Annotated in this window: 18 protein-coding genes and 1 pseudogene; 10 read left to right on the forward strand and 9 right to left on the reverse strand. The window is 67.6% G+C overall.

Annotated elements, in window-relative coordinates:
* Positions 1–47 precede the first annotated feature (47 nt).
* Together ACYJP6_RS21245 and ACYJP6_RS21250 are read left to right on the forward strand one after the other, a co-directional pair.
* Positions 48–4,043, forward strand: coding sequence for a Pls/PosA family non-ribosomal peptide synthetase (locus ACYJP6_RS21245; protein WP_459477601.1), 3,996 nt, complete (start codon positions 48–50; stop codon positions 4,041–4,043).
* Positions 4,044–4,140: 97 nt separating this feature from the next.
* Complete coding sequence (locus ACYJP6_RS21250) at positions 4,141–5,064, forward strand: SdiA-regulated domain-containing protein (protein ID WP_459477603.1); 924 nt, start codon at positions 4,141–4,143, stop codon at positions 5,062–5,064.
* Here ACYJP6_RS21250 and ACYJP6_RS21255 read toward each other — a convergent pair whose 3' ends face one another.
* Together ACYJP6_RS21255 and ACYJP6_RS21260 are read right to left on the reverse strand one after the other, a co-directional pair.
* Positions 5,065–5,589, reverse strand: coding sequence for an ankyrin repeat domain-containing protein (locus tag ACYJP6_RS21255; protein ID WP_459477605.1), 525 nt, complete (start codon positions 5,587–5,589; stop codon positions 5,065–5,067). It lies immediately after the preceding gene.
* Between the two features lie 89 nt (positions 5,590–5,678).
* Positions 5,679–6,770, reverse strand: coding sequence for a hypothetical protein (locus ACYJP6_RS21260; protein WP_459477607.1), 1,092 nt, complete (start codon positions 6,768–6,770; stop codon positions 5,679–5,681).
* Positions 6,771–7,028: 258 nt separating this feature from the next.
* On the opposite strand from ACYJP6_RS21260, the gene selA reads away from it, so the two are divergent.
* Positions 7,029–8,438, forward strand: coding sequence for an L-seryl-tRNA(Sec) selenium transferase (selA, locus tag ACYJP6_RS21265; RefSeq protein ID WP_459477609.1), 1,410 nt, complete (start codon positions 7,029–7,031; stop codon positions 8,436–8,438).
* A 197-nt stretch (positions 8,439–8,635) separates the two neighbouring features.
* On the opposite strand, the gene phnE is transcribed toward selA, so the two are convergent.
* From phnE to ACYJP6_RS21290, 5 genes and pseudogenes are all read right to left on the reverse strand, one after another.
* A complete protein-coding gene (phnE, locus tag ACYJP6_RS21270) occupies positions 8,636–9,367 on the reverse strand; it encodes a phosphonate ABC transporter, permease protein PhnE (RefSeq protein ID WP_459478058.1) in 732 nt (243 codons plus the stop codon).
* Between the two features lie 51 nt (positions 9,368–9,418).
* Positions 9,419–10,231 (reverse strand): annotated as a pseudogene (locus ACYJP6_RS21275) (PhnE/PtxC family ABC transporter permease); the annotation flags it as partial.
* Positions 10,225–11,034, reverse strand: a complete 810-nt coding sequence (locus ACYJP6_RS21280) for a phosphonate ABC transporter ATP-binding protein (protein WP_459477611.1) — start codon at positions 11,032–11,034, stop codon at positions 10,225–10,227. The gene ACYJP6_RS21280 and the pseudogene ACYJP6_RS21275, both read right to left, overlap by 7 nt.
* Entirely contained in the window at positions 11,031–11,879 is an 849-nt protein-coding gene (locus tag ACYJP6_RS21285) for a putative selenate ABC transporter substrate-binding protein (protein ID WP_459477613.1), read from the reverse strand. Before ACYJP6_RS21285 ends, ACYJP6_RS21280 begins: the two co-directional genes overlap by 4 nt.
* Before the next feature lie 222 nt (positions 11,880–12,101).
* Positions 12,102–14,030, reverse strand: coding sequence for a transglycosylase SLT domain-containing protein (locus ACYJP6_RS21290; RefSeq protein WP_459477615.1), 1,929 nt, complete (start codon positions 14,028–14,030; stop codon positions 12,102–12,104).
* A gap of 220 nt (positions 14,031–14,250) precedes the next feature.
* On the opposite strand from ACYJP6_RS21290, the gene ACYJP6_RS21295 reads away from it, so the two are divergent.
* Positions 14,251–16,158 (forward strand): ATP-binding cassette domain-containing protein, encoded by a 1,908-nt coding sequence (locus ACYJP6_RS21295; RefSeq protein ID WP_459477616.1) that lies wholly within the window; start codon positions 14,251–14,253, stop codon positions 16,156–16,158.
* Between the two features lie 193 nt (positions 16,159–16,351).
* On the opposite strand, the gene ACYJP6_RS21300 is transcribed toward ACYJP6_RS21295, so the two are convergent.
* Positions 16,352–16,792, reverse strand: a complete 441-nt coding sequence (locus tag ACYJP6_RS21300) for a universal stress protein (protein ID WP_007162381.1) — start codon at positions 16,790–16,792, stop codon at positions 16,352–16,354.
* 414 nt (positions 16,793–17,206) lie between these two features.
* On the opposite strand from ACYJP6_RS21300, the gene fadB reads away from it, so the two are divergent.
* The 6 genes from fadB (at position 17,207) to ACYJP6_RS21330 (ending at position 24,576) form a co-directional block, all read left to right on the forward strand.
* Positions 17,207–19,354, forward strand: coding sequence for a fatty acid oxidation complex subunit alpha FadB (gene fadB / locus ACYJP6_RS21305; protein WP_459477619.1), 2,148 nt, complete (start codon positions 17,207–17,209; stop codon positions 19,352–19,354).
* An 18-nt stretch (positions 19,355–19,372) separates the two neighbouring features.
* Entirely contained in the window at positions 19,373–20,551 is a 1,179-nt protein-coding gene (fadA, locus tag ACYJP6_RS21310) for an acetyl-CoA C-acyltransferase FadA (RefSeq protein ID WP_459477621.1), read from the forward strand.
* 69 nt (positions 20,552–20,620) lie between these two features.
* Positions 20,621–20,872 carry a DUF1653 domain-containing protein gene (locus tag ACYJP6_RS21315; protein ID WP_459477623.1) on the forward strand — a complete coding sequence of 84 codons (252 nt, stop codon included), beginning with the start codon at positions 20,621–20,623 and terminating at the stop codon, positions 20,870–20,872.
* Positions 20,873–21,021: 149 nt separating this feature from the next.
* On the forward strand, positions 21,022–23,628 hold the full coding sequence (topA, locus tag ACYJP6_RS21320) for a type I DNA topoisomerase (RefSeq protein WP_459477625.1): 2,607 nt from the start codon (positions 21,022–21,024) through the stop codon (positions 23,626–23,628).
* 58 nt (positions 23,629–23,686) lie between these two features.
* The gene (locus ACYJP6_RS21325; RefSeq protein ID WP_459477627.1) at positions 23,687–24,205 is read left to right on the forward strand and encodes a DUF6586 family protein; all 519 of its coding nucleotides are present in this window, start codon (positions 23,687–23,689) and stop codon (positions 24,203–24,205) included.
* Between the two features lie 134 nt (positions 24,206–24,339).
* Positions 24,340–24,576: a hypothetical protein gene (locus tag ACYJP6_RS21330; protein ID WP_007162387.1), complete on the forward strand. Its 237-nt coding sequence runs from the start codon at positions 24,340–24,342 to the stop codon at positions 24,574–24,576.
* A 68-nt stretch (positions 24,577–24,644) separates the two neighbouring features.
* Here ACYJP6_RS21330 and sulA read toward each other — a convergent pair whose 3' ends face one another.
* Entirely contained in the window at positions 24,645–25,142 is a 498-nt protein-coding gene (gene sulA, locus ACYJP6_RS21335) for an SOS-induced cell division inhibitor SulA (RefSeq protein ID WP_459477629.1), read from the reverse strand.
* Positions 25,143–25,255: the final 113 nt, after the last annotated feature.

Genomic DNA, 25,255 nt, shown 5'->3' on the forward strand with positions numbered 1-25,255 from the left:
GTAACCCGGGAGATACAAACTGCGCTAAACAACCAGAGGCTGTCCCCATGGAAGCACTTGCCGAACTCTCCCTCAGTCTGGTCGAAGGCGCTGCCCGTCCCGACCTCTGCCGCGATGAAGTCCTCGCCGACCTGTTCGAGGCCACCGCGGCGCGGGCGCCGGAGCGGCCGGCGCTGCTCGAAGGCGAGCGCAGCCTGAGCTACGGCGAGCTGGACGCCTGGGCCGATCGTGCCGCCTCGCGGCTGCTGGCGGCCGGTGCCGGCCCCGGTCGGGTGGTCGGCCTCTGGCTGCCGCGCGGGATCGAGCTGCTGGTGATGCAATTGGCCATCGCCAAGACCGGCGCCGCCTGGCTGCCTTGCGATGCCGAGACCCCGGCCGAGCGCGTGGCGCTCTGCCTGGAAGATGCTCGGGCGGTGGGCGTGATCACCGGGGCGCTCTTCGCCGACCTGCTGGCGCGCCCGGGCCTGCAGTGCTGGACGCCCGACGGGCTGGGCGCTCCCCTGGCGACCGGCGAGACCCTGCGCCGCCGCGGCCAGGTGTCGCCGGATAACCTCGCCTACCTGATCTACACCTCCGGCTCCACCGGCAAGCCCAAGGGCATCGGTATCCGCCAGGACAGCATCTGCCACTTCCTGCGCAGCGAGAATGCGCTGCTCGGCATCGAGGCGGGCGACCGGGTCTACCAGGGCTTCTCGGTGGCCTTCGACATGTCCTTCGAAGAGATCTGGATCAGCTACCTGGTGGGCGCCACCCTCTGGCTGGCCCCGCGGGAAATCACCGCCGACCCCGAGGCCCTGGCCCGGGCCCTGACCGCCAATCGCATCAGCGTGCTGCACGTGGTGCCGACCCTGCTGGCGCTGCTGCCGGAAGACGTGCCCAGCCTGCGCCTGATCAACCTCGGCGGCGAGATGTGCCCGGAGCCGCTGGTGGCGCGCTGGAGCCGGCCGCAGCGACGGCTGTTCAACACCTATGGGCCGAGCGAAGCCACCGTCTCGGCGAGCCTGGCGCAATTGCAGCCGGGCGAGCCGGTGACCATCGGCCGGCCGCTCCCCAACTACAGCCTGCTGGTGGTACCTGCCGATGCCAGCCAGCCGTTGGCGCTGCTGCCGCGCGACCAGGTGGGCGAACTCTGCATCACCGGTCCGGGTGTTGCCGACGGCTACCTGGGGCGCCCGGAGCTGACCGCCGAGAAATTCCTGGCCAATCCCTGGAGCAGCGGCAGTCACGACCTCAAGCTCTATCGCACCGGTGACCTGGCGCGGGTCGATGCCCATGGCCAGGTGCATTGCCTGGGCCGTGTCGACGACCAGGTGAAGATCCGCGGCTATCGCGTCGAGCTGGGCGAGATCGAAGCCACCCTGGCCCGCCAGCCCGGGGTCGGGACCGTGGCCGTGGTGCTGCGCGAAGAGGGTGGCGTGGAGCAACTGGTGGCCTTCATGGTCGGCGATGGCGGACCGCTGCCGCGCAGCGATCTCTTGCGTACCGAACTGGCCGGCTGCCTGCCGCTGTACATGATACCGAGCCGCTTCGAGTGGCTCAGCGAGATGCCGCGGCTCAATTCCGGCAAGATCGACCGCAAGCAACTGCGCGCCCGCCCGCTGGCCATCGCCGCCGTGGCCCCGGTCGCTGCGGCCAGTGGCGCGCTGGGCGCGGTGCTGGCGGCAACCGCCGAGCTGTTCCCCGGCCAGGTCCTGCAGGCCGAGCTGGATTTCTTCGATGACCTGGGTGGCCATTCGCTGTTCGCCGCCCGCCTGGTTTCGCGGCTGCGCCAGGACCCACGCTATACCAGCGCCACGGTCAAGGCGGTCTATGCCGGCCGGACCCTGGGCGCCATCGCCGAGGCCCTGGAGGCCGACGCCGCCGCGGCCGGCCAGGCCACCGCCACCGAGGCCTGGGCACCGCCCAGCCGCTGGCGGCGCTGGCGTTGCGGCCTGGCCCAGGCGGTGGCCTTGCCACCGCTCCTGACCCTGCGCCTGGGGCGCTGGCTGGCCCCCTTCCTGGCCTTCCCGCTGCTGGTCCATGCCGGTACGACGCTGCCCCTGGCCATGCTGACCGCCCTGAGTCTGTTCGTCCTGGCCATCGGCCTGGAGTTCGCCGTGGCCCTGGTCGGCAAGCGCCTGACCGGCCGCCTGGAGGCCGGCCGCTATCCGTTGTGGGGCCTGACCTACTACCGCTGGTGGCTCGGCGAGCGCTTCCTGTCCCTGGCACCGGCCTACCTGCTCAGCGGCTCGCCACTGGCGCGTGGCTGGCTGCGGTTGCTGGGCGCCCGGGTCGGTGACCGGGCCTTCGTCGGCACCTATACCCTGCGCGTGCCCGAGTTGCTCACCCTGGGCGAGGGGGCCAGCCTCGGCAACGGCGTCAACTTCGAGAACGCCCGGGTGCTGCGTGGCGAACTGCTGCTCGGCGCCGTGACGCTGGGCCGGGAGGTGCAGGTCGGTTCCTACGCCGTGCTCGAAGGCGATACCGCCATGGGTGACAGCGGTCGGCTGCAGGCCCAGTCCGCGCTCCGCGCCGGGCAGCGGGTGCCGGCGGCGCGCAACTGGGGCGGCGCCCCGGCCCACGACCAGGGCGCCGTGGCGGCCCGCTTCGCGCCGCCGGCGCCCAGCTCCGGGGCCAAGCGTACGCTGCTGAACGGACTCTATGCCGTGAGCGGCCTGGCGGTGTCCGTGCTGTTCTTCATGCCGCTGTTCCCCCTGGCGCTGCTGATCGACGAACTGGAAAGCCTCGGTGGCCTGCCCTGGTGGCATACCTCCTCGCTGGTGCTCGACGCCCTGCAGTACGGTGTGCTGGCCCTGCCGCTGGGCGTGGTCAGCGTCGCCCTGACCCTGCTCGGCTGCGCCCTGGCGCGGCGGCTGATCCTGCCGCGCCTGGACGAGGGCCAATGGTCGGTCGACAGCCTCTTCTACTGGCGCAAATGGCTGGCCAACCTGATCCAGGAGTCGGCGCTGCAAAGCCTGCAGGGGCTCTATGCGACGGTCTATTCGTCGCTCTGGTATCGCCTGCTGGGTGCCCGCGTGGGACGCGATGCGGAGATCTCCACCGCCCAGGGCCCGGTGTCCTCGCTGCTGGACCTCGGCGACGAGACCTTCATCGCCGACGCCGTGATGCTGGGTGACGAGCAGATCGCCCAGGGCTGGATCACCCTCAAGCGTACCTCCATCGCCCGCCGCAGCTTCGTCGGCAACGGCGCCTACGTGGCCGATGGCTGCCATATCCCCGAGGATGCCCTGGTCGGCGTGCTGGGACGGCTCGACGAGGGCGTGCCGCTGCGCCAGGGCGAGACCTGGCTCGGCTCGCCGGCGGTGCGGCTGCCGGCCCGGGAAACCCTTACCGGCTACCCGGAAAGCCTGACCTTCCGCCCGGCGCCCTGGCGCCGCCTGGTCCGTGGCCTGATCGAGGCGCTGCGCATCGTGCTGCCCACCGGTTTCACCGTGGCCGCCGGCTGTGCCATCGCCGAAGCCCTGGTACCGCTGTGGCAGCAGGGGGCCTGGCTGAGCCTGCTGGGCGAGACCCTGCTGGCCGGCAGCGTCTTCGCCCTGGCCAGCTTCGCGGTGGTGCTGGCGCTCAAGTGGCTGGTGGTAGGGCGCTATCGCCCGCGCTCGGCGCCCATGTGGACCTTCTTCGTCTGGCGCAGCGAGGCCATCACCAGCCTCTACGAAACCCTGGCGGTGCCCAACCTGCTCGCTACCCTGCGTGGTACGCCCTGGCTACCGCTGGCCTTGCGCCTGCTCGGCGCGCGCTTGGGCCGCGGCACCTACCTGGATACCACCGACCTCACCGAATTCGACTGCGTGCGCCTCGGCGACCACGGCGAACTCAATGCCCTGGCCGGGCCCCAGACCCATTTGTTCGAAGACCGGGTGATGAAGGTCGGCGAGGTGGACCTGGGCGCTGGGGTCAATTTGGGCCCGCGCAGCGTGGTGCTCTATGGCGCCCGCGTCGGCGACGACGTGGAGCTGGGGCCGCTGTCCCTGGTGATGAAGGGCGAAACCCTGCCATGGCGGTCGCGCTGGGAGGGTAATCCCGTTCAGCCCCGTCGCTAGGCGTCGTCCCAATCAGATACGCCCTCAGCGGCTGTCATACAACTATAAAGACAGCCCTGGATACTCCGCTCCGTACAACGGTGACGGGGCACAGGCGATGACGGCGTGGGTACGACGGATCAGGATCGGACGGAGCGGCTGGCTGCTGGGGCTGGCCCTGCTGCTGGCGCTGGGGCTCACCCAGGGCCTGCGCAGCAGCCATCTGGATAGCCAGCTGCTGTTCTGGATCGGCCAGCAATGGCAGAGCGAGCCCCGGACGTCACTGGAGCTCGGCCGCTATCGGGTGGTGGTGGAAGCCAAGCCGGTGGCCGGTGTTACCGAGAATCTCTCCGATCTGAGCTACGACCCGGTGCGCGACCGCCTCTGGGCGGTAGTCAACAATCCGCCGGAGCTGCTGGCCCTGAGTCGTGATGGCGATCTGCTGGAGCGGCATCGCCTGGAAGGCTTCGACGACGTCGAGGGCGTGACCTACCTCGGCGAGGATCGCCTACTGCTGGCGGAAGAGGGCGCAAACGCCCTGACCCTGGTAAACATCCCCGAGGGCGACGACGTGCTGCGGCGCAGCGACTATCGCAGTCTCACCCTGGATCTCTTCCCCCGCGCCAACCAGGGCTTCGAGGGGCTGGACTATGATGCCACCCGGGACCGTCTGTTCGTGGTCAAGGAGCACTCGCCGCGCAAGCTCTATGAAATCCGCGGCCTGCTCAAGAGCTTCGATGGCGACTTCGCCCTGCGCATTATCGACCGCCAGTCCTGGCTGGACCAGGCGCCCAGTACGGGCGATCTTTCCGCCATCCATGTCGACCGCCGTACGGGACACCTGCTGCTGCTCAGCGATGAATCGCGGGTACTGATCGAACTCGATGACCAGGGCCGGACCCTGGATACCCGCTCCCTGGCGGCGCCCTTTGGCGGCCTGGCGCGACGTATCCGCCAGCCCGAAGGGGTCACCCTTGATACGGCGGGCAACCTCTATATGGTCAGCGAGCCCAACCTATTCTATCGCTACCAGAAGCGCTGATCAGGCACCGCCCAGGCGCTCCAGCACGGCGGGCGTATCCTGGGCGCCCATGGCGCGGGCCACGCTCAACGCCGTGTTGCCGGCGGCATCACGGGCCTGGGGATCGGCGCCCCGGGCCACCAGCAGTTCCACCATCTGCACATGATTGAACATGGCCGCCATCATCAGCGCGGTCTTGCCATCGGGCATGGCGCCTTCCACGGCGGCGCCCTGGTCCAGCAGCAATTCGGCCATGGCCAGGTTGTTCTTGAAGGCCGCCCCGGCTAGCGGCGATTGCCCCATGTCGTTGGCCAGGTTCGGATCGGCCTGGTGCTCCAGCAGCACCCGACTGGCCTCCAGATGACCGTGATAGCTGGCCAGCATCAACAGGCTGTCGCCCTTGTGGTTGCGTAGGTTGGGCGTCAGCCCCTTGTCCAGCACCAGGCCCAGCACCTCGGCATTGCCGGTACGGGCGAGGTTGAACACCTCGGTGGCGAATTCCTGGGCTTCTTCGTCAGTCATGCGCTGGGGACCCTGGTCGGTCATGGCTCTCTCCTCGATACGGTCAGCGGGGCCTGAGGGCCCCGGGCGATAGGGAGGCAGACCCAGACGGCAGGCGGTAAGTTTCCTGGCAGCTAGCCGAAGGTGGCGTGGGTCTCGGCAAACGCCTGCAGTTCAGCGACGCTGTAGTTGCCGACCATCAGCACCGGTCCATGGGCCGTACCGATATGGGCAGGCAGGGTGTCGAGGAAGCCACCGGTGGGCGTCACCCCCAGGTTGGTGTATTCGGCGGCCGGCAGGTGGAATTCGGCGACCAGTCGCACCGCCTCGGCCAAGCCGGCTGTCACGCTGACCGGATGCAGCGCGGCATCCAGGGGATTGACCTGACCGCCGTTGTCGCCGCTGAACAGATGGCCGACCTTGGCCGCGGCCTGGGTCAGGTCGTGCTGGTCGGACTGGGCACCGATCAAGAACAGCGAGCCATAGTGCGGCAGGCTGCCACCGCCCTCGGCTTGGCTGACGAAGGTGGGGGCGAAAGGCTGCTCGCCGCGGATGTCGGAGCTGTAGTTGGCCACCGGATCACCGAGGGTGACCACATTGACGAAGTTGTCACCCTGGCCCGCCGCCTGGGCATCCCGGGGAATGCCCGAGGCCTCGAAGCTGATGCCGCCGAGGCCGGTCTGCTGGGCGACGTATTCCGCCGAGATGCCGCCGAGGGAATGGCCGGTGACGAAGATGTCCTGGGTGCCATAGCCCTGCTTGGCCGCCGCTTCTATGACCTGGTGGGCGAAGTCCAGCGATTGCCGCTGCGCGCTGGAGACCTGCTGGCCGAGGATCTGCAGGTCGCTGAGCAGGCCGCCCGCGGTGGCCAGGGGATCGATCAGCAGATTCTCGCCTCTAGTTGTGCCGGCGTAGGTGATGAGGATCTGGTTCTCGGCGGTGACCCAGGTATGAGCGACCGCGCCGTTGAGCGAGTTGTGCAAGGTCAGCGCGTGGCCATCGACCAGGAAGGGCCGCATGCCGTCCGGGGTGCCGCCCAGCACGTACTCGCTGATGGCGCCGTTGAGGAATTCGCTCACCGTCGGCGTAGCGGCCGCGGCGCTCTGGTGCACCGGTGTGGCCGCGGCGCTCTTCAACGCCTGCAGGTAGGTGAAGTTACCGAGGCTGACGAGGTCGCTGCTATCGAGGAGGCCATCGCTGGCCCAGGGGGAGGTCTTCGTGGACATGACGGCACCTTTGTTGTTGTCGTTGGCGGTGGGCCTGGTCGTCGCCAAACCTTCCGCTGCCGAAGCAGGGAAAAGGCTCGAAAACTCATCCTAGGACGGCCTTTGGCGCGCGGCAAACCGGGAACCCGAGGGTCATTTCCAGACGCTGGCGGTCTGGCGTCGGGCCGCTCCAGCCACGCCGGGTGGGCGACGGGAAGCCTGGGCGACCCGCCGCGGGTTCGGGCTACACTGGGGATCGACTCGACCCAAGGGGCTTCCATGACCGCCATTCGCCTGCCGTCCATCGACCGCCTGCTGCGCCATCCCGCTTCGCGTCCGCTGGAGGAGCGCCATGGCCGTGAGCAGGTGCTCGGTGGCTACCGCTCGCTGCTGGACGATCTGCGCGAGGCGCTGCGCGCCGGCACCCTCACCGCCGTGGAGGTGGAGGAGGGCGTGCTGGCCGGCCGCCTGGGCGAACGCCTGGCCCTGAGCAGCCGGCCGCGGGTGCGGCGGGTGTTCAACCTGACCGGCACGGTGTTGCACACCAACCTGGGGCGGGCGCTGCTGGCGGAAGAGGCCATTGCCGCGGTAAGCGAAGCGGCGCGCCAGCCGATGAATCTGGAGTTCGACCTGGCCACCGGCAAGCGCGGCGACCGGGACGACCTGGTGGCCGAGCTGGTGCGCGAACTCACCGGCGCCGAGGCGGTGACCGTGGTCAACAACAATGCCGCCGCCGTGCTATTGGCGCTGCATGCCATTGGCGCGCGCAAGGAGGGGGTGCTGTCCCGCGGCGAGCTGATCGAGATCGGCGGCGCCTTCCGCATCCCCGACATCATGGCCCGCGCCGGGGTCAAGCTGGTGGAGGTGGGCACCACCAACCGTACCCACGCCCGTGATTACGAGGCCGCCATCGGCCCGCGCACCGCGCTGCTGATGCGGGTCCACACCAGCAACTACAGCGTCCAGGGCTTTACCGCCAGCGTGGCCACGGCGGAGCTGGCCGCCATCGCCCGCGCCCATAATGTCCCCCTGCTGGAAGACCTGGGCAGCGGCACCCTGGTGGACCTGACCCGCTGGGGACTGCCCGCCGAGCCGACGGTGCAGCAGGCCCTGCGCGACGGCGCCGACCTGGTCACCTTCAGTGGCGACAAGCTGCTCGGCGGCCCCCAGTGCGGCCTCATCGTTGGCCGTCGCGACCTCATCGAGCGCATCAAGAAGAATCCGCTCAAGCGCGCCCTGCGGGTGGACAAGCTGACCCTGGCCGCCCTGGAGGCGACCCTGGCGCTCTATCGCGATCCGGATCGGCTGGCCGAGCGGCTGCCCAGCCTGCGCCTGCTGTCGCGCCCGGCCACGGACATTACCGCCCAGGCCGAGCGCCTGCTGCCGACCTTCGCCGCGGTCCTGGGCGATACCTATGCGGTCAGTGTGGAGCCGGCGCTGGGCATGATCGGCAGCGGCGCCCAGCCGGTGGCGCGGCTGCCCGGCGCGGCGCTGTGCTGTCGCCCCCAGGTCAGCAAGCGCCTGCGCGGGCGTGCCCTGCGGCAGCTGGAAGAAGGGCTGCGCCAGCTGCCCATCCCGGTGGTGGGCCGGATCGACGCCGACGCCCTCTGGCTGGACCTGCGCCAGCTCGACGACGAAGCGGCCTTCCTGGCGCAACTGCCGGAGCTGTTGCTGCCAGAGATTCGCTAAGAGCCTGTTCAAGGGCTCGCGAGCTAGAGCCAAACAAGACCTGGACGGTCCTGCGAAAAGACCCGAGGAAGCGGATCGGACTCGCGCTCGACCGGGCTCGCGCTCGAGCTTACGAGTGGTAAAGGAGCATTCCGACGGGGCCGCCCAGGATCTTTTCAACACCGTTTGGCCGACGCGCAGCAGCCTTTGAATAGGCGCTAGCGAACGACCCAGCGCTGCCGGGCCCAGTTGCTCAACAGGTCCACGCCCAGCACCAGCACCAGCATGCCGAGGATCACGGTGGCGGCCTGGGCCTGCTGGAACAGGCTGAGACTGAAATACAGCTGCTGCCCCAGGCCTCCCGCACCGACGAAACCGAGGATGCTGGCCATGCGGATGTTGTTTTCCCAGCGATAGAGCAGGTAGGCCAGCAACTGTGGCCAGACCGCCGGCAGAGTACCGTAGAGAAAGGCCGCCAGAGGTCCGCCCCCGGCCAGGCGAATGGCCTCGGCGGGTGCCTTGGGCGTGTTCTCCAAGGCTTCGGCGAACAGCCGACCCAGGACCCCGGCGGTGTGCAGCGCCAGGGCCAGGGTCCCGGCATTGGGGCCGAGACCCGCCGCCAGCACCATCAGCGCCGCCCAGACCAGTTCGGGCACGGCGCGCAGGGCATTGAGCAGCAGTCGGGCCAGGGCCAGGGCGGCGAGGCCGAGGCGACCGGCTGCCGGCAGGGCCAGCGACAGTCCGAGCAGCCCGGCGAGCAGGGTGCCCAGGGCCGACATGGCCAGGGTTTCCACCGCGCCGCGGGCCACGGCGGTCAACTGGCCGAGCGAGAAATCGGGTTTGAGGAAGTCGGCGAGAAAGCCGCCCATCTGGCCCAGGGCGCGCGCGCTCAGCAAGTTGCCGAAGGCCGTGCCCAGGTAGCTGGCGGAGGCCAGCAGGGCGATCCCCATCGCCAGCACCGTCAAGGGGCCGCGGCCACGGCCCTGACCGCGTTCCACCTGGCGCAGCAGGCGACTCAGCACATCGGCCAGCAGCACCAGTACCAGGAAGGTCAGCAGCAGGCTGGCCACCTCGCCGCCGGCGAACATGCGCAGCGACAGGTCAACCTGCTGGCCAAGACCGCCCGCGCCGACGAAGCCCATCACCACCGAGGCGCGGATGGCGCACTCCCAGCGATAGACGCTGTAGGAAATCATCTCGCCGGCGGCATTGGGCAACACGCCGTAGACGAACGCCGGCAGCCGCCCGGCGCCCTGTAGCAGAAGGGCGCGTGCCGGACGCGGATCGACCGACTCGAAGATCTCCGCATAGACCTTGCCGAGCATGCCGCCATAGGTGATGGCGATGGCCAGCACCCCGGCGGTGGGGCCCAGGCCCACGGCGCGGACGAACAGCAGCGCCCAGACGATCTCCGGCACGCTGCGCAGGACGATCAGCACGCCGCGGATCAGGCCGCGCAGCAGCTGTGGCAGCGCTCCCGGTCGCCCGGCCCGGGGCAGGGCGGAAATCGACAGGACGCGGGTGGCGAGCAGGGCGGCGGGCAGCGCGATGAGTGCGGCCAGGGCCATCCCCAGGGTGGCGATGGCCAGGGTCTCCAGGGTGGCGCGACCCAGCACCGCGAGAAAGTCGGCGTCGTGGGCCGGCGGCCAGAAGCCGGCGAGAAAATGGCCCATGGTGCGAGCGTTGTCGCCGCTGAAGAGGCCGAAGAGATCGAACTCCGCCAGGCGCAGGGTCGGCCAGGCCAGCAGCAGGGCCAGCAGGGTCAGCAGCAGCCGGGGCCAGGCGGCAGGGTCCCGATAGGGCGGATTCAGCATCGCGGCAGATCGAGGGGGGCTTCGGCGGCGGCGGGCGTCGCGGGCGGCAGGGCGGTGCTCAGCCCCTGGTTGGCATAGAGCTCGGCCAGATCGGCGGCACTCACGGTGCTGGCAGGCTTGTCCCACAGCAGGCGGCCGGCGCGCAGGCCGAGGATGCGGGGAAAGCGCTGCAACGCCAGTTCGACGTTGTGCAGGCTGGTGACCAGGGTGGTGCCCTGGCGGGTCGCGGCGTCGCTCAGTACCTCCAGGGTATGGGCGGCCAGCACCGGGTCCATGGCCGAGACGGGTTCGTCGGCGAGCAGCAGTTGCGGCTGCTGGTAGAGCGCCCGGGCGATGCCGACGCGCTGCAACTGGCCACCGGAGAGCTGATCGCAGGAAGCATAGAGGCGATCAGCCAGGTCCAGTGGCGCCAGGGCCGCGGCAGCGCCGGCACGATCCAGCGGATGCACCAGGCTGACCAGGCTGCGCGCCAGCGACCACTGGCCGAGCCGTCCCGCGAGCACCGCGGTGATGACCCTCTGGCGTGCCGGCAGGGGCGGGGCCTGGTGGATGAGACCGATGCGGGCGCGCAACAGACGCCGCGCGCCGTTGCCCAGCGCCCAGGGATCCTCGCCGAGCACCTGCAGCTGGCCCGCGGCCGGCCGCAGCCCGGTGGCCAGCAGGCGCAGCAGGCTGGTCTTGCCGGCACCGGAGGGGCCGATCAGGGCGACCTGCTCACCCTGTTCCAGGCTGAGGTCGAGATCGGCCAGGGCGGGCGAGCCGTCGGCGTGGACCAGCGTCACGCCCCTGAGGGCGAGACTCACTTGAGCAGGCCGGCCGCCAGGGCGGAAGCCTCGATGCTCTTGTAGTTGTCCGGCGAGGTCGGCACGAAGCGGCTGGCCGCCTGCAGATCGAGGATGGCCTTGTCCGCCGGCTTGGCCGGGTCGAGATCGAGGAAGGCCTGCTTGATCTTGGCCGCCAGTTGCGGATCCAGGTCGCCGCGTACCGTCCAGTTGTAGTCGTAGAAAGCCGGGGTGGTGGAGATGACCCGCACCTTGCTGGTGTCGACCTTGCCGGCGTCGACCAGCTTCTGCCACACCGAGGCGTTGAGCACGCCGGCGTCGGCCTTGCCCGCCGCGACCCAGGCGACGGTGGCATCGTGGGCGCCGGAGTAGGCCACCCGCGAGAAGAACTGCTCGGGCACGATGCCTTCCTGCTGCATGAAATAGCGTGGCATCAGGCTGCCTGAGGTGGAGGAGACCGAGCCGAAGGCGAAGGTCTTGCCCTTGAGGTCCTGCAGGGTCTTCACAGCCGGGTCGGCGGTGATGAACTTGCTGGTGAACTGCTGATCTTCCGCGCGCTGCACCAGGGGCGTCATCGGCGCCTTGCGCTGCGCCTGGACGAAGGTGAAGCCGCCGAACCAGGCCAGGTCCAGGCGATCCGAGGCCATGGCTTCCACCACGCCGGCATAGTCGGACACCGGAATGAACTTGACCGGCATGCCCAGGCGCTGCTCCAGGTATTCACCCAGCGGCTTGAACTTACGGATCAGCTCGGTGGGCGCCTCGTCGGGAATGGCCGACACGCGCAATTCGGCGGCGGCATGGGAAAGCAGGGACGTCAGGGACAGGGCCAGGCCTGCTGCCAGGGCCAGCGAACGCTTGAGCATGGGTTTCTCCGGTTCAATAGCGGAAAAAAAGGGGCTGCAGTATAGGGGCTCGCGCGGTTTTCCGCAGCTTGGGCGTCAGGCTGCGGGGTGGCGGGATGACGCGGCGGCCCGGTCGGCGCGCGCCAGTGGGCGAGGGCGCAAGCCCTGGCCCGCGCCTTGCGCAGCGGGCCCGCCAGGCCCGTCGCCTCCACGGCGAAGGGCTCCGGCGCCAGGAGAGGACGCTCAGGTCTCGTCGAAGAAACGCTCGTTCCAGTCCACCAGGGGTTGCGGCGCATTGAGCTTCTGGCCGTAGATCACCGCGTAGGCCAGCACGTTCTGTACGTATTGCCGCGTCTCGTCGAAGGGAATGGTCTCCACCCAGACATCGAAGGCCAGGTGGCGCGCGCCGGTCAGCCAGCGCTTCACCCGGCCGGGTCCGGCGTTGTAGGCCGCCGAGGCCAGCACCCGGTTGCCGTTGAACTGGGCATGGACCATGGACAGGTAGGCGGTACCCAGCTCGATGTTCTTCTCCGGCGTCAGCGCCTGCTGCGGCGAGGCAAGGGGAATGGCGAACTTACTGGCGGTATGGCTGGCGGTGGCCGGCATCAGCTGCATCAGCCCCATGGCACCCACGCCGGAGCGGGCATCGGCCATGAAGCCGCTTTCCTGGCGGGTGATGGCGAACACCCAGCTGCTGTGCAGGCCGCGGGTCTGGGCTTCGCGCACGAAGCTCTCGCGGTAGGCGATGGGGAAGCGCACGTCCAGGTCGTCCCAGTACTTGGCCAGGCTGATGGTGCGGATGGCCGGGAAGTACCACTGCATGTCGTAGGCCAGGCGCGCCTGGGCGACCAGTTCGTCGCGGTTGAAATGGCGACTAACGTAGAACCACTCGCGGCGCGCATTGATCGGCTCGCCGCGGGCGATGAATTCCAGGGCGCGCTGCACGCCGGGGGTGTTGCGTACCTTGCGCTTGAGGGCGTCGCTGAGCACCAGCGGCTTGTTGTTGAGCTGGTAGGGCGCCTTGCTGCGATCGGCGGCGAGGAAGCCATAGTAGTCGCGCTCGCGACTGACCTCGGCGTATTCGCGCAACACCGAGGGGCTCTGCGGCTGCATCAGCTCCAGGGTGCGGGCGCGCCAGTATTCCCAGCGATTAGCCTTGGCCAGGCTCGGCGGAAAGCGCTCGATCAGCGCATGGGCATCGCTCCAGCGACCCAGGCGCAGCAACAGCCGCGCGCGCCATTCGCTGACGTCGTCGTCACGCAGCTCGGGATCGTAGCGCTCCATCAGCGGCAGGGCGCGCGTATCGAAGTTCTTGGCCAGGGTCAGGCCGATCTGGCGGGCGATGGCCACCTTCTCGTCGCGGGTGAAGGGCATGCGCTGGCTGTAGACCTCGAGCAGGCCCATGGCCTGTTCCGGGTCCTGCCGCGCCAGCTTGCGCAGCCCCAGGCCGACCACGTCGGCGAGGCTCTCGCTGGCCGGCGCGAAGGCCTGCACATTGGCGATCTGCTGCGGCTTCTGCGCCACCTCGATCAGGCGCTGGGCCTGGCCGGACAGGGTCGGCAGCTGGGCGGACAGCGACCGTACCAGGCCGTACTCGCCCTTGTCGGCGGCGGTCTTGGCGCGTTCCCAGACCCGCTCCTCGGTGAGTTGCCCGCGTGCCGCCCAGGCCTGGAACAGACCGTCGCAGGTGGTCGGCTGGGGCTTGCCCGCCAGCCAGTATTTCTCCGCCAGCTTGAAGCCCTCGCTGGCATTGCCCTGGGCGATCAGGTACTGGCCGTGCAGGCAGTCCAGCTCGGTGAAGTTGAAGTCGGGCGAATAGTATTTCTCGAAGCGATTCCAGTCGCCGCGATCGGCCAGGCTGCGCAGCCAGCGCAGGCGCAGCCAGTTGGATTGCGGCAGGTCGCCGTGCTCGGCGAGAAAGGTCTCGATCTCGGCATCGCTGGCGCCGGGGACGCGCTTGATCAGCTCGTCGTAGGCCAGGTAGGGCTCCAGCGGATAGGTGCGCAATTCGCCGCGATTGGCCAGGTAGACGCTGGCGTCACCCTTGTCCAGCGCCGCCTTGGCCTGGTCGTAGAGTTGCCGCTGCTGCTCCAGGGGAGCGGCCTGCGAGGTGGTGGAGCCGATCAGGGGAGCGAGGAGCAGGGGCAGGATGACGAACAGGCGACCGCGCATGGGAATTCCGTAAAAGCTGGATGCGGAGGGGGCGGCGCGCGCTGCCCAGGGCAAGCGGCCGACCGTCACGGGGCAGTCTAGCTTACGTGCCGGCGCCAGGTGGCGAAAGCATCGGCCATGGCCTGCCGTCGGGCGGCATGGGCGTTTCGCCGGCTGGCGGCGAGCGCCGGCCAGGTGGCCGTCTCTGTTAGACTGGGCGCCATTTTTCGCGGAGAAACCCATGGCGCTGCTCAAGTTCACCAACGTATCCCTGGCCTTTGGCGTCACCCCCTTGCTGGACGGGGTGTCCTGGCAGATCGAACGGGGCGAGCGGGTATGCATCATCGGCCGCAACGGCACCGGCAAATCCAGCCTGCTGCGCATCGTCAAGGGCGAGCAGCAGGCCGACGACGGCGAGGTCTGGCGCGCCCCGGCGCTGAAGATCGGCGAACTGCCGCAGGAATTGCCGCGCGCCGACGACCGCTCGGTGTTCGACGTGGTGGCCGCGGGCCTGGCCGGCGTCGGCGAGTTGCTCGCCGAGTACCACCACCTGACCCAGGCCACCAGCGGCGAACTGGACATGAACCGCCTCATGCACGTCCAGCAGGAGCTGGAGGCCCGCGATGGCTGGCGCCTGCAGCAACTGGTGGAAAGCACCCTGAGCCGGCTGCAGCTGCCGGCCGAGAAGACCCTGGCCGAACTGTCCGGCGGCTGGCGCCGGCGGGTGCTGCTGGCCCAGGCGCTGGTGGCCGAGCCCGATCTGCTGCTGCTCGACGAGCCCACCAACCACCTGGACATCGGCGCCATCGCCTGGTTGGAAGACGCCCTGCGCGGCTATCCCGGCGCCGTGCTGTTCATCACCCATGACCGCGCCTTCCTCCAGGCCCTGGCCACCCGCATCCTCGAACTGGACCGCGGCCATCTGATCGACTGGCAGGGCGACTACGCCAGTTTCCTGGTGCACAAGGAGCAGCAACTGGCGGCGGAAGAGACCGCCAATGCCCTGTTCGACAAGCGCCTGGCCCAGGAAGAGGTATGGATCCGCCAGGGCATCAAGGCCCGGCGCACCCGCAACGAGGGTCGGGTCCGGGCGCTGAAGGCCATGCGCAACGAGCGCAGCGAGCGGCGCGAACGCCAGGGCAAGGCCAACCTCCTGCTGGAAACCGCCGACAAGTCCGGCAAGCAGGTCATCCTCGCCGAGCACATGAGCTATGCCCATCCCGGCGGTGAGCCGCTGATCCGCGACCTGACCCTGCTGATCCAGCGCGGCGATCGCATCGGCCTGCTCGGCCCCAACGGCTCGGGCAAGACCACCCTGCTCAAGTTGCTGCTGGGTGACCTGCAGCCCACCGCTGGCACGATCCAGTACGGCACCAAGCTGGAGATCGCCTACTTCGACCAGCTGCGCCTGCAACTGGAACCGGAGAAGACGGTGATCGACAACCTCGCCGAGGGTCGTGAATTCATCACCATCAACGGCCAGGATCGCCATGTGCTGAGCTACCTGGGCGACTTCCTGTTCAGCCCCCAGCGTGCCCGTACCCCGGTCAAGGCGCTGTCCGGCGGCGAGCGGGCGCGGCTGCTGCTGGCCAAGCTGTTCAGCAAGCCGGCCAACCTGCTGGTGCTGGACGAACCCACCAACGACCTCGACGTCGAGACCCTGGAGCTGCTGGAAGAGGTGCTGCTGAGTTTCGAGGGCACCGTGCTGATGGTCAGCCACGACCGGGCGTTCCTCGACAACGTGGTGACCAGCACCCTGGTGTTCGAAGGGGAAGGGCGGGTGCAGGAGTATGTCGGTGGCTACCAGGACTGGCTGCGCCAGGGCGGCTCGCCGCGCCTGCTGGGCGTGCAGACCCGCGAGGACAAGCCGGCAGCGCCGGCCGCCAAGGTCGAACCCGCCACCGTCGCGGCGCCCGTGGCCGCGGCACCGGCCAAGCGCAAGCTCAGCTACAAGGAGCAGCGTGAGCTTGATGCCATGCCGGCCGCCATCGAAACCGCGGAAATCGAGCTGGAAGCCTTGCAGACCGCCATTGCCGATCCAGGCTTCTACCAGCTGCCAAGTGAGGTCACCCAGGCCAAGCTTGCGCGTATGGACGCGCTGCAGGCTGAGCTGGATCGCCTCATCGAGCGCTGGGCCGAACTGGAGTAATCCAGCCCGGCCGCGGGCTTGGAGCCCGTTCAAAGTCTCGCGAGCTAGAGCCAAACAAGGCGAAAATGGCTGAGGAAGCTGATCGGACCCGTGCTCGGGTTTACGAATGGTAAATGAGCATTCCGACCGGGCTGGCGACCCAGGCCATTTTCAACGCCGTTTGGCCGACGCGCAGCAGACTTTGAACAGGCTCTTAGGCCTTGTCTTTCTTCAGGGCTACCGCCAGGGTATCGCAGGGCGCGCCGTGCAGCAGGTCGTTGGACGTCGAGCCCAGCAGCAGCGCCAAGCCGTGACGACCATGGCTGCCGACCACGATGAGGTCGCAACCCTGTTCCTTGGCCATGCGGTGGATTTCCTGGCGTGGTTGGCCGTAGGCCAGCACGCAGTTGCCGGCCAGCTCCGCATACTGGGTGGTGAAACCGTCCAGTCGCTCGCGGGCCTGCTCGATCTGCTGCTGCTGCAGCGACGACAGGTCCATGGGCACGTCACCGCCAAAGGCCATGGCCATGGGCTCGACCACGTGCACCAGCGACACCTTGCTGCCACAGCACTGACCCAGGGCAACCGCACGGCGGATCACCGGCTGGCAATCTTCGGTCAGGTCGACGGCGACCAATATGTGTTGGTAGGCCATACACATCTCTCCTTCATGATGGGGCGCCAGGCCGTACCGTGGCTGGCGCTCGATTCGCAGGCTTGAGGCTCTGGTCGAACGGCACCGGCATTCGCATGGTGGTTGTTCGGCCAGAAAATCGCCCACTTGTAGTTTCGACTCCAGGAGTCGGGGATAGCTCCACGGCTATCTTGCACAGAAGCGCGACAAGCTCAAGCGCCGGCCGTTGGAACCCCCGGTCGCGCTTTCCCCCTGCGTCCCAATTGACAAGCGCCCGCTTTTGCCAGAAGGTTGTGCGAGCTGTTCAAACGGTTGTATGAATTTTCGCCCCGGCCCGGCCGGTGCCCTCCACAGAACAATATCGGGGCTGGCGATCCTCGGCTTCCACTCAAGCCGCCGCCCGCTTCGCGACCAGGACTCAAGGGAGACCCGCTGATGATTTTCGAAGGCAAAGCCCTTTCGGTGCGCGACGTGGAGGACGGCATCGCCGAACTTCGCTTCGACCTCCAAGGCGAATCGGTCAACAAGTTCAGCGCCATCACCCTGCGCGAGTTCCGCCAGGCCGTGGATGCCCTGAAAGCTCACGCCGGCCTGCGTGGCGTCATCGTCACCAGCGGCAAGGACGTCTTCATCGTCGGCGCCGACATCACCGAATTCGTCGAGATGTTCGGCCGGCCTACCGAAGAGCTGCAGGCCGGCATCGCCGAGATCAACCGCATCTTCAACGACTTCGAAGACCTGCCAGTGCCCACCGTGGCCGCCGTGGGTGGCATCGCCCTGGGTGGCGGCTGCGAGATGACCCTGGCCGCCGACTACCGGGTGCTGAGCACCGCCGCGCGCATCGGCCTGCCGGAAGTCAAGCTGGGCATCTATCCGGGCTGGGGCGGTACCGTCCGCCTGCCGCGCCTGATCGGCAGCGACAACGCCATCGAGTGGATCGCCTCCGGCAAGGAAAACGACGCCGCCACCGCCCTCAAGGTTGGCGTGGCCGATGCCGTGGTCGCCCCCGATCACCTGTTCGACGCGGCCCTGGACCTGGTCCGCCGCGCCGCTGCCGGCGAGCTGGACTACAAGGCCAAGCGCAAGCCCAAGCTCGAGAAGCTGCAGCTCAACGCCATCGAAGCCATGATGGCCTTCGAATCGGCCAAGGGCTTCGTCGCAAGCCAGGCCGGCCCGCACTATCCGGCACCGCTGGAAGCCATCAAGGCCATCCAGAAGTCCGCCAACTACGGCCGCGACAAGGCCCTGGAGGTCGAGGGCGCCGGCTTCGCCAAGATGGCCCAGACCTCGGTCTCCGCCAGCCTGGTCGGCCTGTTCCTCAACGATCAGGCGCTCAAGCGCAAGGCCAAGGGGCTGGAGAAGCTGGCCGCGCCGGTCAAGCTCACGAGCGTCCTGGGCGCCGGCATCATGGGTGGCGGCATCGCCTACCAGTCCGCGCTCAAGGGCACCCCGATCCTGATGAAGGATATCCGCGACGAAGCCCTGGAACTGGGCCTGAGCGAAGCCAGTAAGCTGCTCAACAAGCGCGTCGAGAAGGGCCGCCTGGAGCCGGCGAAGATGGCCGAGGCGCTCAATCGCATCCGCCCGACGCTGTCCTATGGCGACTTCAAGAGCGTCGACCTGGTGGTCGAGGCCGTGGTGGAGAATCCCAAGGTCAAGCAGGCCGTGCTGGCCGAAGTCGAAGGCCAGGTGCGCGAGGACGCCATCCTCACCTCCAATACCTCCACCATCTCCATCAGCCTGCTGGCCCAGGCGCTCAAGCGCCCGGAAAACTTCTGCGGCATGCACTTCTTCAACCCGGTGCACATGATGCCCCTGGTGGAAGTGATTCGCGGCGAGAAGACCAGCGAGAAGGCCATCGCCACCACAGTGGCCTACGCCCGCCAGATGGGCAAGAACCCCATCGTGGTCAACGACTGCCCCGGCTTCCTGGTCAATCGCATCCTCTTCCCGTACTTCGGCGGCTTCGCCGCGCTGCTGGCCCAGGGCGCCGACTTCCAGCGCGTCGACCGGCTGATGGAGAAATTCGGCTGGCCCATGGGCCCGGCCTACCTGATGGACGTGGTCGGCATGGACACCGCCCACCACGCCCGCGACGTCATGGCCGAGGGTTTCCCCGAGCGCATGAAGGAAAGCCGCAAGACCGCGGTGGATGCCCTCTACGAAGCCCAGCGCTTCGGCCAGAAGAACGGCAAGGGCTTCTACGTCTACGAGACCGACAAGAAGGGCAAGCCGAAGAAGGTCGCCGACCCGGCCGTGGCCGAGGTGCTGGCACCGGTCACCTACGAGCAGCGTGAATTCACCGATGAAGAGATCGTCGAGCGGATGATGGTGCCGCTGTGCCTGGAAGCCGTGCGCTGCCTGGAAGACGGTATCGTCGACAGCGCCGCCGAGGCCGACATGGGCCTGATCTATGGCATCGGCTTCCCACCCTTCCGTGGGGGTGCGCTGCGCTACATCGACAGCCTAGGTGTGGCCGAATTCGTCGCCATGGCCGATATGTACGCCGATCTCGGGCCGCTGTACCACCCGACCCCCAAACTCCGCGAAATGGCCGCCGCCGGCCAACGCTTCTTCGGTTGAGCCAGGAGCCAGAACAAGATGAGCCTTAATCCGAGAGACGTCGTCATCGTCGACTTCGCCCGTACGCCCATGGGTCGTTCCAAGGGCGGCATGCACCGCAACACCCGCGCCGAGACCCTCTCCGCGCGGCTGATCGACGCGGTCCTCGACCGCAATCCCCAGGTCAATCCGGCCGAGGTGGAAGACGTGATCTGGGGCTGCGTCAACCAGACCCTGGAGCAGGGCTGGAACATCGCCCGCATGGCCTCGCTGCTGACGCGCATCCCCCACACCAGTGGTGCCCAGACGGTGAGCCGCCTGTGTGGCTCTTCCATGAGCGCCCTGCACACCGCCGCCCAGGCGATCCAGACCGGTAACGGCGACGTTTTCGTCGTCGGCGGGGTGGAGCACATGGGCCACGTCGGCATGATGCACGGCGTCGATCCCAACCCCCAGCTGTCGCTGCACGCCGCCAAGGCCTCCGGCATGATGGGCCTGACCGCCGAGATGCTGGGCAAGATGCACGGCATCACCCGCGAGGCGCAGGACCAGTTCGGCTATCGCTCGCACCAGCTGGCCTGGAAGGCCACCCAGGAAGGCAAGTTCAAGGACGAGATCATTCCCCTGGAAGGTCACGACGAGAACGGTTTCCTCAAGGTCTTCAGCCATGACGAAACCATTCGCCCGGAAACCACCGTCGAGGGCCTGGCCGCGCTCAAGCCGGCCTTCAATCCCAAGGGCGGCACCGTGACTGCCGGCACTTCCTCCCAGATCACCGACGGCGCCTCCTGCATGCTGGTCATGTCGGCCCAGCGCGCCCAGGACCTGGGTCTGCAGCCGCTGGCCAGGATCCGCTCCATGGCGGTGGCCGGTGTCGATCCGGCGATCATGGGCTACGGTCCGGTGCCGGCCTCGCAGAAGGCGCTCAAGCGCGCTGGCCTGACCATCGCCGACATCGACTTCATCGAGCTCAACGAAGCCTTCGCGGCCCAGGCCCTGCCGGTGCTCAAGGACCTCAAGGTCCTGGACAAGATGGACGAGAAGGTCAACCTGCACGGCGGCGCCATCGCCCTGGGTCACCCCTTCGGTTGCTCTGGCGCCCGGATTTCAGGCACGCTGTTAAATGTCATGAAACAGAACGACGGCACCTTCGGCCTGGCCACCATGTGCGTGGGTCTCGGCCAGGGCATCACCACGGTGTTCGAACGCCTGCGCTAAGCCGCGGCGCGCGTCATCCGACCGGGGCGCCCCCAGGGCCGCCCCGGTTTTCTTTTTTCGAGGTGGAACATGGCATTGCAGACGGGACTCTACCGCCACTACAAGGGTCAGCAGTATCAGGTACTGGGCGTGGCCCGCCATTCGGAGACCGAGGAAGAGCTGGTCATCTATCAGGCGCTGTACGGCGAATACGGACTCTGGGCCCGGCCCCTGAGCATGTTTCGCGAGAGCGTCCAGGTCGATGGCGAGCAGGTGCCGCGCTTCGCGCTGATCAGCGTCGAAGCCGATCCCTTGGGTCTGGATGCCACGCCCCAGCCTTGACCTTGCCGACATCGCCACTATATATAGCGGTGCCGCGTTGGCCGACCGCCCCCGGCGCACCAGACTGAAGACGTTCTGGTCCTCCATCCGCCGTCCCGGCGCTCGCCTTTCGCTCGCTCATCGCTTTCAAGCAGGAATCTGACTTTCCCATGGGTAAATCGCTGGTCATCGTGGAATCCCCGGCCAAGGCCAAGACCATCAACAAGTATCTGGGCAACCAGTACGTGGTGAAGTCGAGCATCGGCCACATCCGCGACCTTCCCACCAGCGGCGCCGGCACCGCCAAGGAGCCCGCCGCCAAGACGCGCAAGACCGCCGCCGAGGCGCCCGCGCTGTCACCCAAGGAAAAGGCCCGGCGCCAGCTGTTCACGCGCATGGGGGTCGACCCCGAGCACGGCTGGAAGGCGCACTACGAGATCCTGCCCGGCAAGGAAAAGGTGATCGAGGAACTGCGCCGCCTGGCCAAGGACGCCGACACCGTCTATCTCGCAACCGACTTGGACCGCGAAGGGGAGGCCATCGCCTGGCACCTGCGGGAAGCCATCGGTGGCGACGACTCGCGCTACAAGCGCGTGGTCTTCAACGAGATCACCAAGAAGGCCATCCAGGAGGCCTTCTCCCAGCCCGGCGAGCTGGACATCAACCGCGTCAACGCCCAGCAGGCGCGCCGCTTCCTCGACCGCGTGGTCGGCTACATGGTCTCGCCGCTGCTGTGGTCGAAGATCGCCCGTGGCCTGTCCGCTGGTCGGGTGCAGTCGGTGGCGGTCAAGCTGGTGGTGGAGCGCGAGCGCGAGATCCGCGCCTTCGTCCCCGAAGAATACTGGGAAATCCACGCTGACCTGGCCACGCCGAAAAAGGCCCAGGTACGCTTCGAGGTGGTGCGCGAGAAGGGCGAAGCCTTCAAGCCGCTGAACGAAGCCCAGGCCAAGGCCGCCCTGGCCAAGTTGGAAAAGGCCGCCTATCGCATCACCAAGCGCGAGGACAAGCCGACCAGCAGCCGGCCTTCGGCACCTTTCATCACCTCCACCCTGCAGCAGGCGGCGAGCAATCGCCTGGGCTTCGGGGTGAAGAAGACCATGATGATGGCCCAGCGTCTCTATGAGGCCGGCTACATCACCTATATGCGTACCGACTCGACCAACCTGTCGGGCGATGCCATCGCCATGGCCCGCGGCTACATCGAGAGCGAATTCGGCAAGCAGTACCTGCCGGAAAAGGCCAATGTCTACGGCAGCCGCGAAGGTGCTCAGGAAGCGCACGAGGCTATCCGCCCGTCCGACGTCAACGTCAAACCCAACAGCCTGTCGGGCATGGAGCGGGACGCCGAGCGCCTGTACGAACTGATCTGGCGCCAGTTCCTGGCCTGCCAGATGCCGCCGGCCGAGTACCTGTCCACCACGGTGACCGCCGCGGCAGGGGACTTCGAGCTGCGTGCCCGCGGCCGCATCCTCAAGTTCGATGGCTACACTCGCGTGCTGCCGCAGCAGAGCAAGCCGGGCGACGACGACGTCCTGCCTGAGATGAAGCAGGGCGAGGACCTCGGCCTGGTCAAGCTCGACCCGAGCCAGCACTTCACCAAGCCGCCGGCGCGCTTCTCCGAAGCCAGCCTGGTCAAGGAGCTGGAGAAGCGTGGCATCGGCCGGCCCTCCACCTATGCTGCCATCATTTCCACCATCCAGGATCGTGGCTACGTGACGGTGCACAACCGCCGTTTCTATGCCGAGAAGATGGGCGACATCGTCACCGATCGCCTCAACGAAAGCTTTGCCAACCTGATGGACTTCAGCTTCACCGCCAACATGGAAGGCAACCTGGACAACGTGGCCCAGGGCGAGCGGGACTGGAAGAACCTGCTCGACGAATTCTATGGCGACTTCAAGCAGAAGCTGGAAACCGCCGAGGCCGGCGAGAAGGGCATGCGGGCCAACCAGCCCACCCTGACCGACATTCCCTGCCAGGTCTGCGGCCGGCCGATGATGATCCGCACCGCCTCCACCGGGGTCTTCCTCGGCTGCTCGGGCTATGCCCTGCCGCCCAAGGAGCGCTGCAAGGCCACCATCAACCTGGTGCCGGGCGACGAGATCGCCGAGGACGACGAGGGCGAGTCCGAGTCCCTGGTCCTGCGCGGTAAGCACCGTTGCCCCATCTGCAGTACCGCGATGGATGCCTACCTGATCGACGAGCACCGTAAGCTGCACGTCTGCGGCAACAACCCGGATTGCCCGGGCTACGAGATCGAAGAGGGTAGCTATCGCATCAAGGGCTACGAGGGGCCGTCGCTGGAATGCGACAAGTGCGGCAGCGAGATGCAACTCAAGACCGGCCGCTTCGGCAAGTTCTTCGGCTGTACCAACCCGGCCTGCAAGAACACCCGCAAGTTGCTCAAGAACGGCGAGCCGGCCCCGCCGAAGATGGATGCCGTGCCCATGCCGGAGCTGCGTTGCGAGAAGGTCGACGATACCTATGTGCTGCGTGACGGTGCCTCGGGCCTGTTCCTCGCCGCCAGTGGTTTCCCGAAGAATCGCGAGACCCGCGCGCCGCTGGTCAGCGAATTGCTGCCCCATCGCGACGAGATCGATCCCAAGTACCATTATCTGCTCAGTGCCCCGGTGAAGGATGGCGAGGGGCGTCCGGCGGTGATCCGCTTCAGCCGCAAGACCAAGGAGCAATACGTGCAGACCGAGGTCGAGGGCAAGCCCACCGGCTGGAAGGCCTTCTATGACGGCAAGAAGTGGCAGGTGGAAGAGAAGCGCTAGGGCATAGTCGACCCTGGCGGAGAGAAGCCGACCGGTGCGCCGGTCGCAGGAGAAGGGCATGGCCAACGAGCGTTACACCCGGACCAACCAGAAGCTCTATTTCGCCGGCCTGGCGCTGGACAGCTGGCGCTCGGCCCAGGCCGCGCCCTCGGCGCATAGCCAGGGGCGTATCATGGCCGAACGCGAAGCCAGCCTGTTCCACCTCCACGGGGCCCTGCTGGGGCTCTGCCAGGAAGTGGCGGGTTTCTACCGGCATCCCACCATGGAGGCCACCTCCCTGGCAGTCTTGCTCGCCCCCGAGGCGCTGCACGAGACGCCCAGTCCGGAGATGGGTGAACTGGCGGAGCTGGCCGGTAATCCGGAAACCTGGCTCGCGCGGCTGATCGCCGAGTACCAGCGCCTGCTGCAGCCGCCCCAGGCACCCCGTCGCCCCAAGCAGGATCCGACGCTGCCGTTGATCGAAGCGGTCAGTCTCGAGCCGGCCGAGCCGGAGTTGGGACTGGACGAGGTGGAAGCTTGGCGGCAAAGCCTCAAGCAGACGGCGCTCCGGTTTCGCGGCGCCATGACCGAGTGGTAGGGCCGGCAGTTCTGGTATCCCACCCTTGGCGGCCGTCAGGACGATGGCCTTGCAGACCGTCGAAAAAGGCTCAGGCAAGTCAGCCTCTCAGACCCCACGCTGTTACACTGTCCGCTTAGCTGTGGAGATACTGAATGACTACTGCCTACCTGGAAATCGTTGAACTCTCCGATGGTCGCATCGTGTTGCGCCGTGCGGACGACGAGGAAGCCCTCGTTACCCTGGAGTTCTCCAGCGATGCCAAGGATTTCCTGCATGGACAGCAGATAGAGGTGGCCAAGGCCATGTTCAACCTGGGCGTGCAGATGGCCGGTCGACTGGCCGAAGGCGATAGCCTGCAACGCGACGATCAACCGCGCGTCCTGCACTGATCCCTCATTGAGATACCGGCATTCTGTTCTGGAATGCCGTCCTTACGCCTCGTATCGCCCGTCTTCCATCACGCGAATCTGATGTTCAGGCTCTGGCTGCTGCCCTGGGCCGCGGCGCGCGCCAGTTGCTGCTTGCCCGCGTCACTCAGGTCGTGCAGCCAGCTGATCACCGTATGGCTCTGCCCCTTGCGCAGCACCTCGCAGGCCAGTTGCAGCGTCTTGGCCGCGCTGGGCGTTTGCAGCAGGAGTACCCGCTCGGGATTCAGGTGGGTACTGCGCAGCCAGGCATTGCTCAGCAGGGAGGGCGGGGTGACCAGGGTCAGCCAGCGCGCATCGTCCTTCTCGCTGAGTTGGCGCAGGATGGGCGCGAGCAGTTGCAGGCATTGCTCCTGGCTACCGTGCAGGGACATCTCGCTGAAGGTGTCCGGCAGCGGCGCAACCGGCAGTTCCCGTACCGGCTTGCCAGGCTTGGGCAGGAAGGCGGTCAGCTCCTGCAGCAGCAGGGGGGCCAGCTCCCGCTCTTGAACGGACGAGCGCGGTGCATCGAACATCAGGGGAAATTGCATGGCGACCTCCTCGAGGCGACTTGATCAAATCCACTTGAGGTCATGTACCACCACTACATGACGTCAATGTTCTCCGGCCTGGTCTTGAGCGCTTTCTGGAGCGCAAACCGATA

The sequence above is a fragment of the Pseudomonas sp. No.117 genome, assembly GCF_054558395.1.

What these genes read in the sequence shown, in the direction of transcription:
- topA (WP_459477625.1), top strand. Translation starts at nt 21,022, where the DNA reads ATGGGTAAATCGCTGGTCATCGTGGAATCCCCGGCCAAGGCCAAGACC.
- ACYJP6_RS21250 (WP_459477603.1), top strand. Translation starts at nt 4,141, where the DNA reads ATGACGGCGTGGGTACGACGGATCAGGATCGGACGGAGCGGCTGGCTG.
- fadB (WP_459477619.1), top strand. Translation starts at nt 17,207, where the DNA reads ATGATTTTCGAAGGCAAAGCCCTTTCGGTGCGCGACGTGGAGGACGGC.
- ACYJP6_RS21285 (WP_459477613.1), bottom strand. Translation starts at nt 11,879, where the DNA reads ATGCTCAAGCGTTCGCTGGCCCTGGCAGCAGGCCTGGCCCTGTCCCTG.
- ACYJP6_RS21260 (WP_459477607.1), bottom strand. Translation starts at nt 6,770, where the DNA reads ATGTCCACGAAGACCTCCCCCTGGGCCAGCGATGGCCTCCTCGATAGC.
- ACYJP6_RS21315 (WP_459477623.1), top strand. Translation starts at nt 20,621, where the DNA reads ATGGCATTGCAGACGGGACTCTACCGCCACTACAAGGGTCAGCAGTAT.
- fadA (WP_459477621.1), top strand. Translation starts at nt 19,373, where the DNA reads ATGAGCCTTAATCCGAGAGACGTCGTCATCGTCGACTTCGCCCGTACG.
- ACYJP6_RS21295 (WP_459477616.1), top strand. Translation starts at nt 14,251, where the DNA reads ATGGCGCTGCTCAAGTTCACCAACGTATCCCTGGCCTTTGGCGTCACC.
- phnE (WP_459478058.1), bottom strand. Translation starts at nt 9,367, where the DNA reads ATGGGGATCGCCCTGCTGGCCTCCGCCAGCTACCTGGGCACGGCCTTC.
- ACYJP6_RS21325 (WP_459477627.1), top strand. Translation starts at nt 23,687, where the DNA reads ATGGCCAACGAGCGTTACACCCGGACCAACCAGAAGCTCTATTTCGCC.
- ACYJP6_RS21300 (WP_007162381.1), bottom strand. Translation starts at nt 16,792, where the DNA reads ATGGCCTACCAACACATATTGGTCGCCGTCGACCTGACCGAAGATTGC.
- ACYJP6_RS21290 (WP_459477615.1), bottom strand. Translation starts at nt 14,030, where the DNA reads ATGCGCGGTCGCCTGTTCGTCATCCTGCCCCTGCTCCTCGCTCCCCTG.
- ACYJP6_RS21245 (WP_459477601.1), top strand. Translation starts at nt 48, where the DNA reads ATGGAAGCACTTGCCGAACTCTCCCTCAGTCTGGTCGAAGGCGCTGCC.
- ACYJP6_RS21255 (WP_459477605.1), bottom strand. Translation starts at nt 5,589, where the DNA reads ATGACCGACCAGGGTCCCCAGCGCATGACTGACGAAGAAGCCCAGGAA.
- ACYJP6_RS21330 (WP_007162387.1), top strand. Translation starts at nt 24,340, where the DNA reads ATGACTACTGCCTACCTGGAAATCGTTGAACTCTCCGATGGTCGCATC.
- selA (WP_459477609.1), top strand. Translation starts at nt 7,029, where the DNA reads ATGACCGCCATTCGCCTGCCGTCCATCGACCGCCTGCTGCGCCATCCC.
- sulA (WP_459477629.1), bottom strand. Translation starts at nt 25,142, where the DNA reads ATGCAATTTCCCCTGATGTTCGATGCACCGCGCTCGTCCGTTCAAGAG.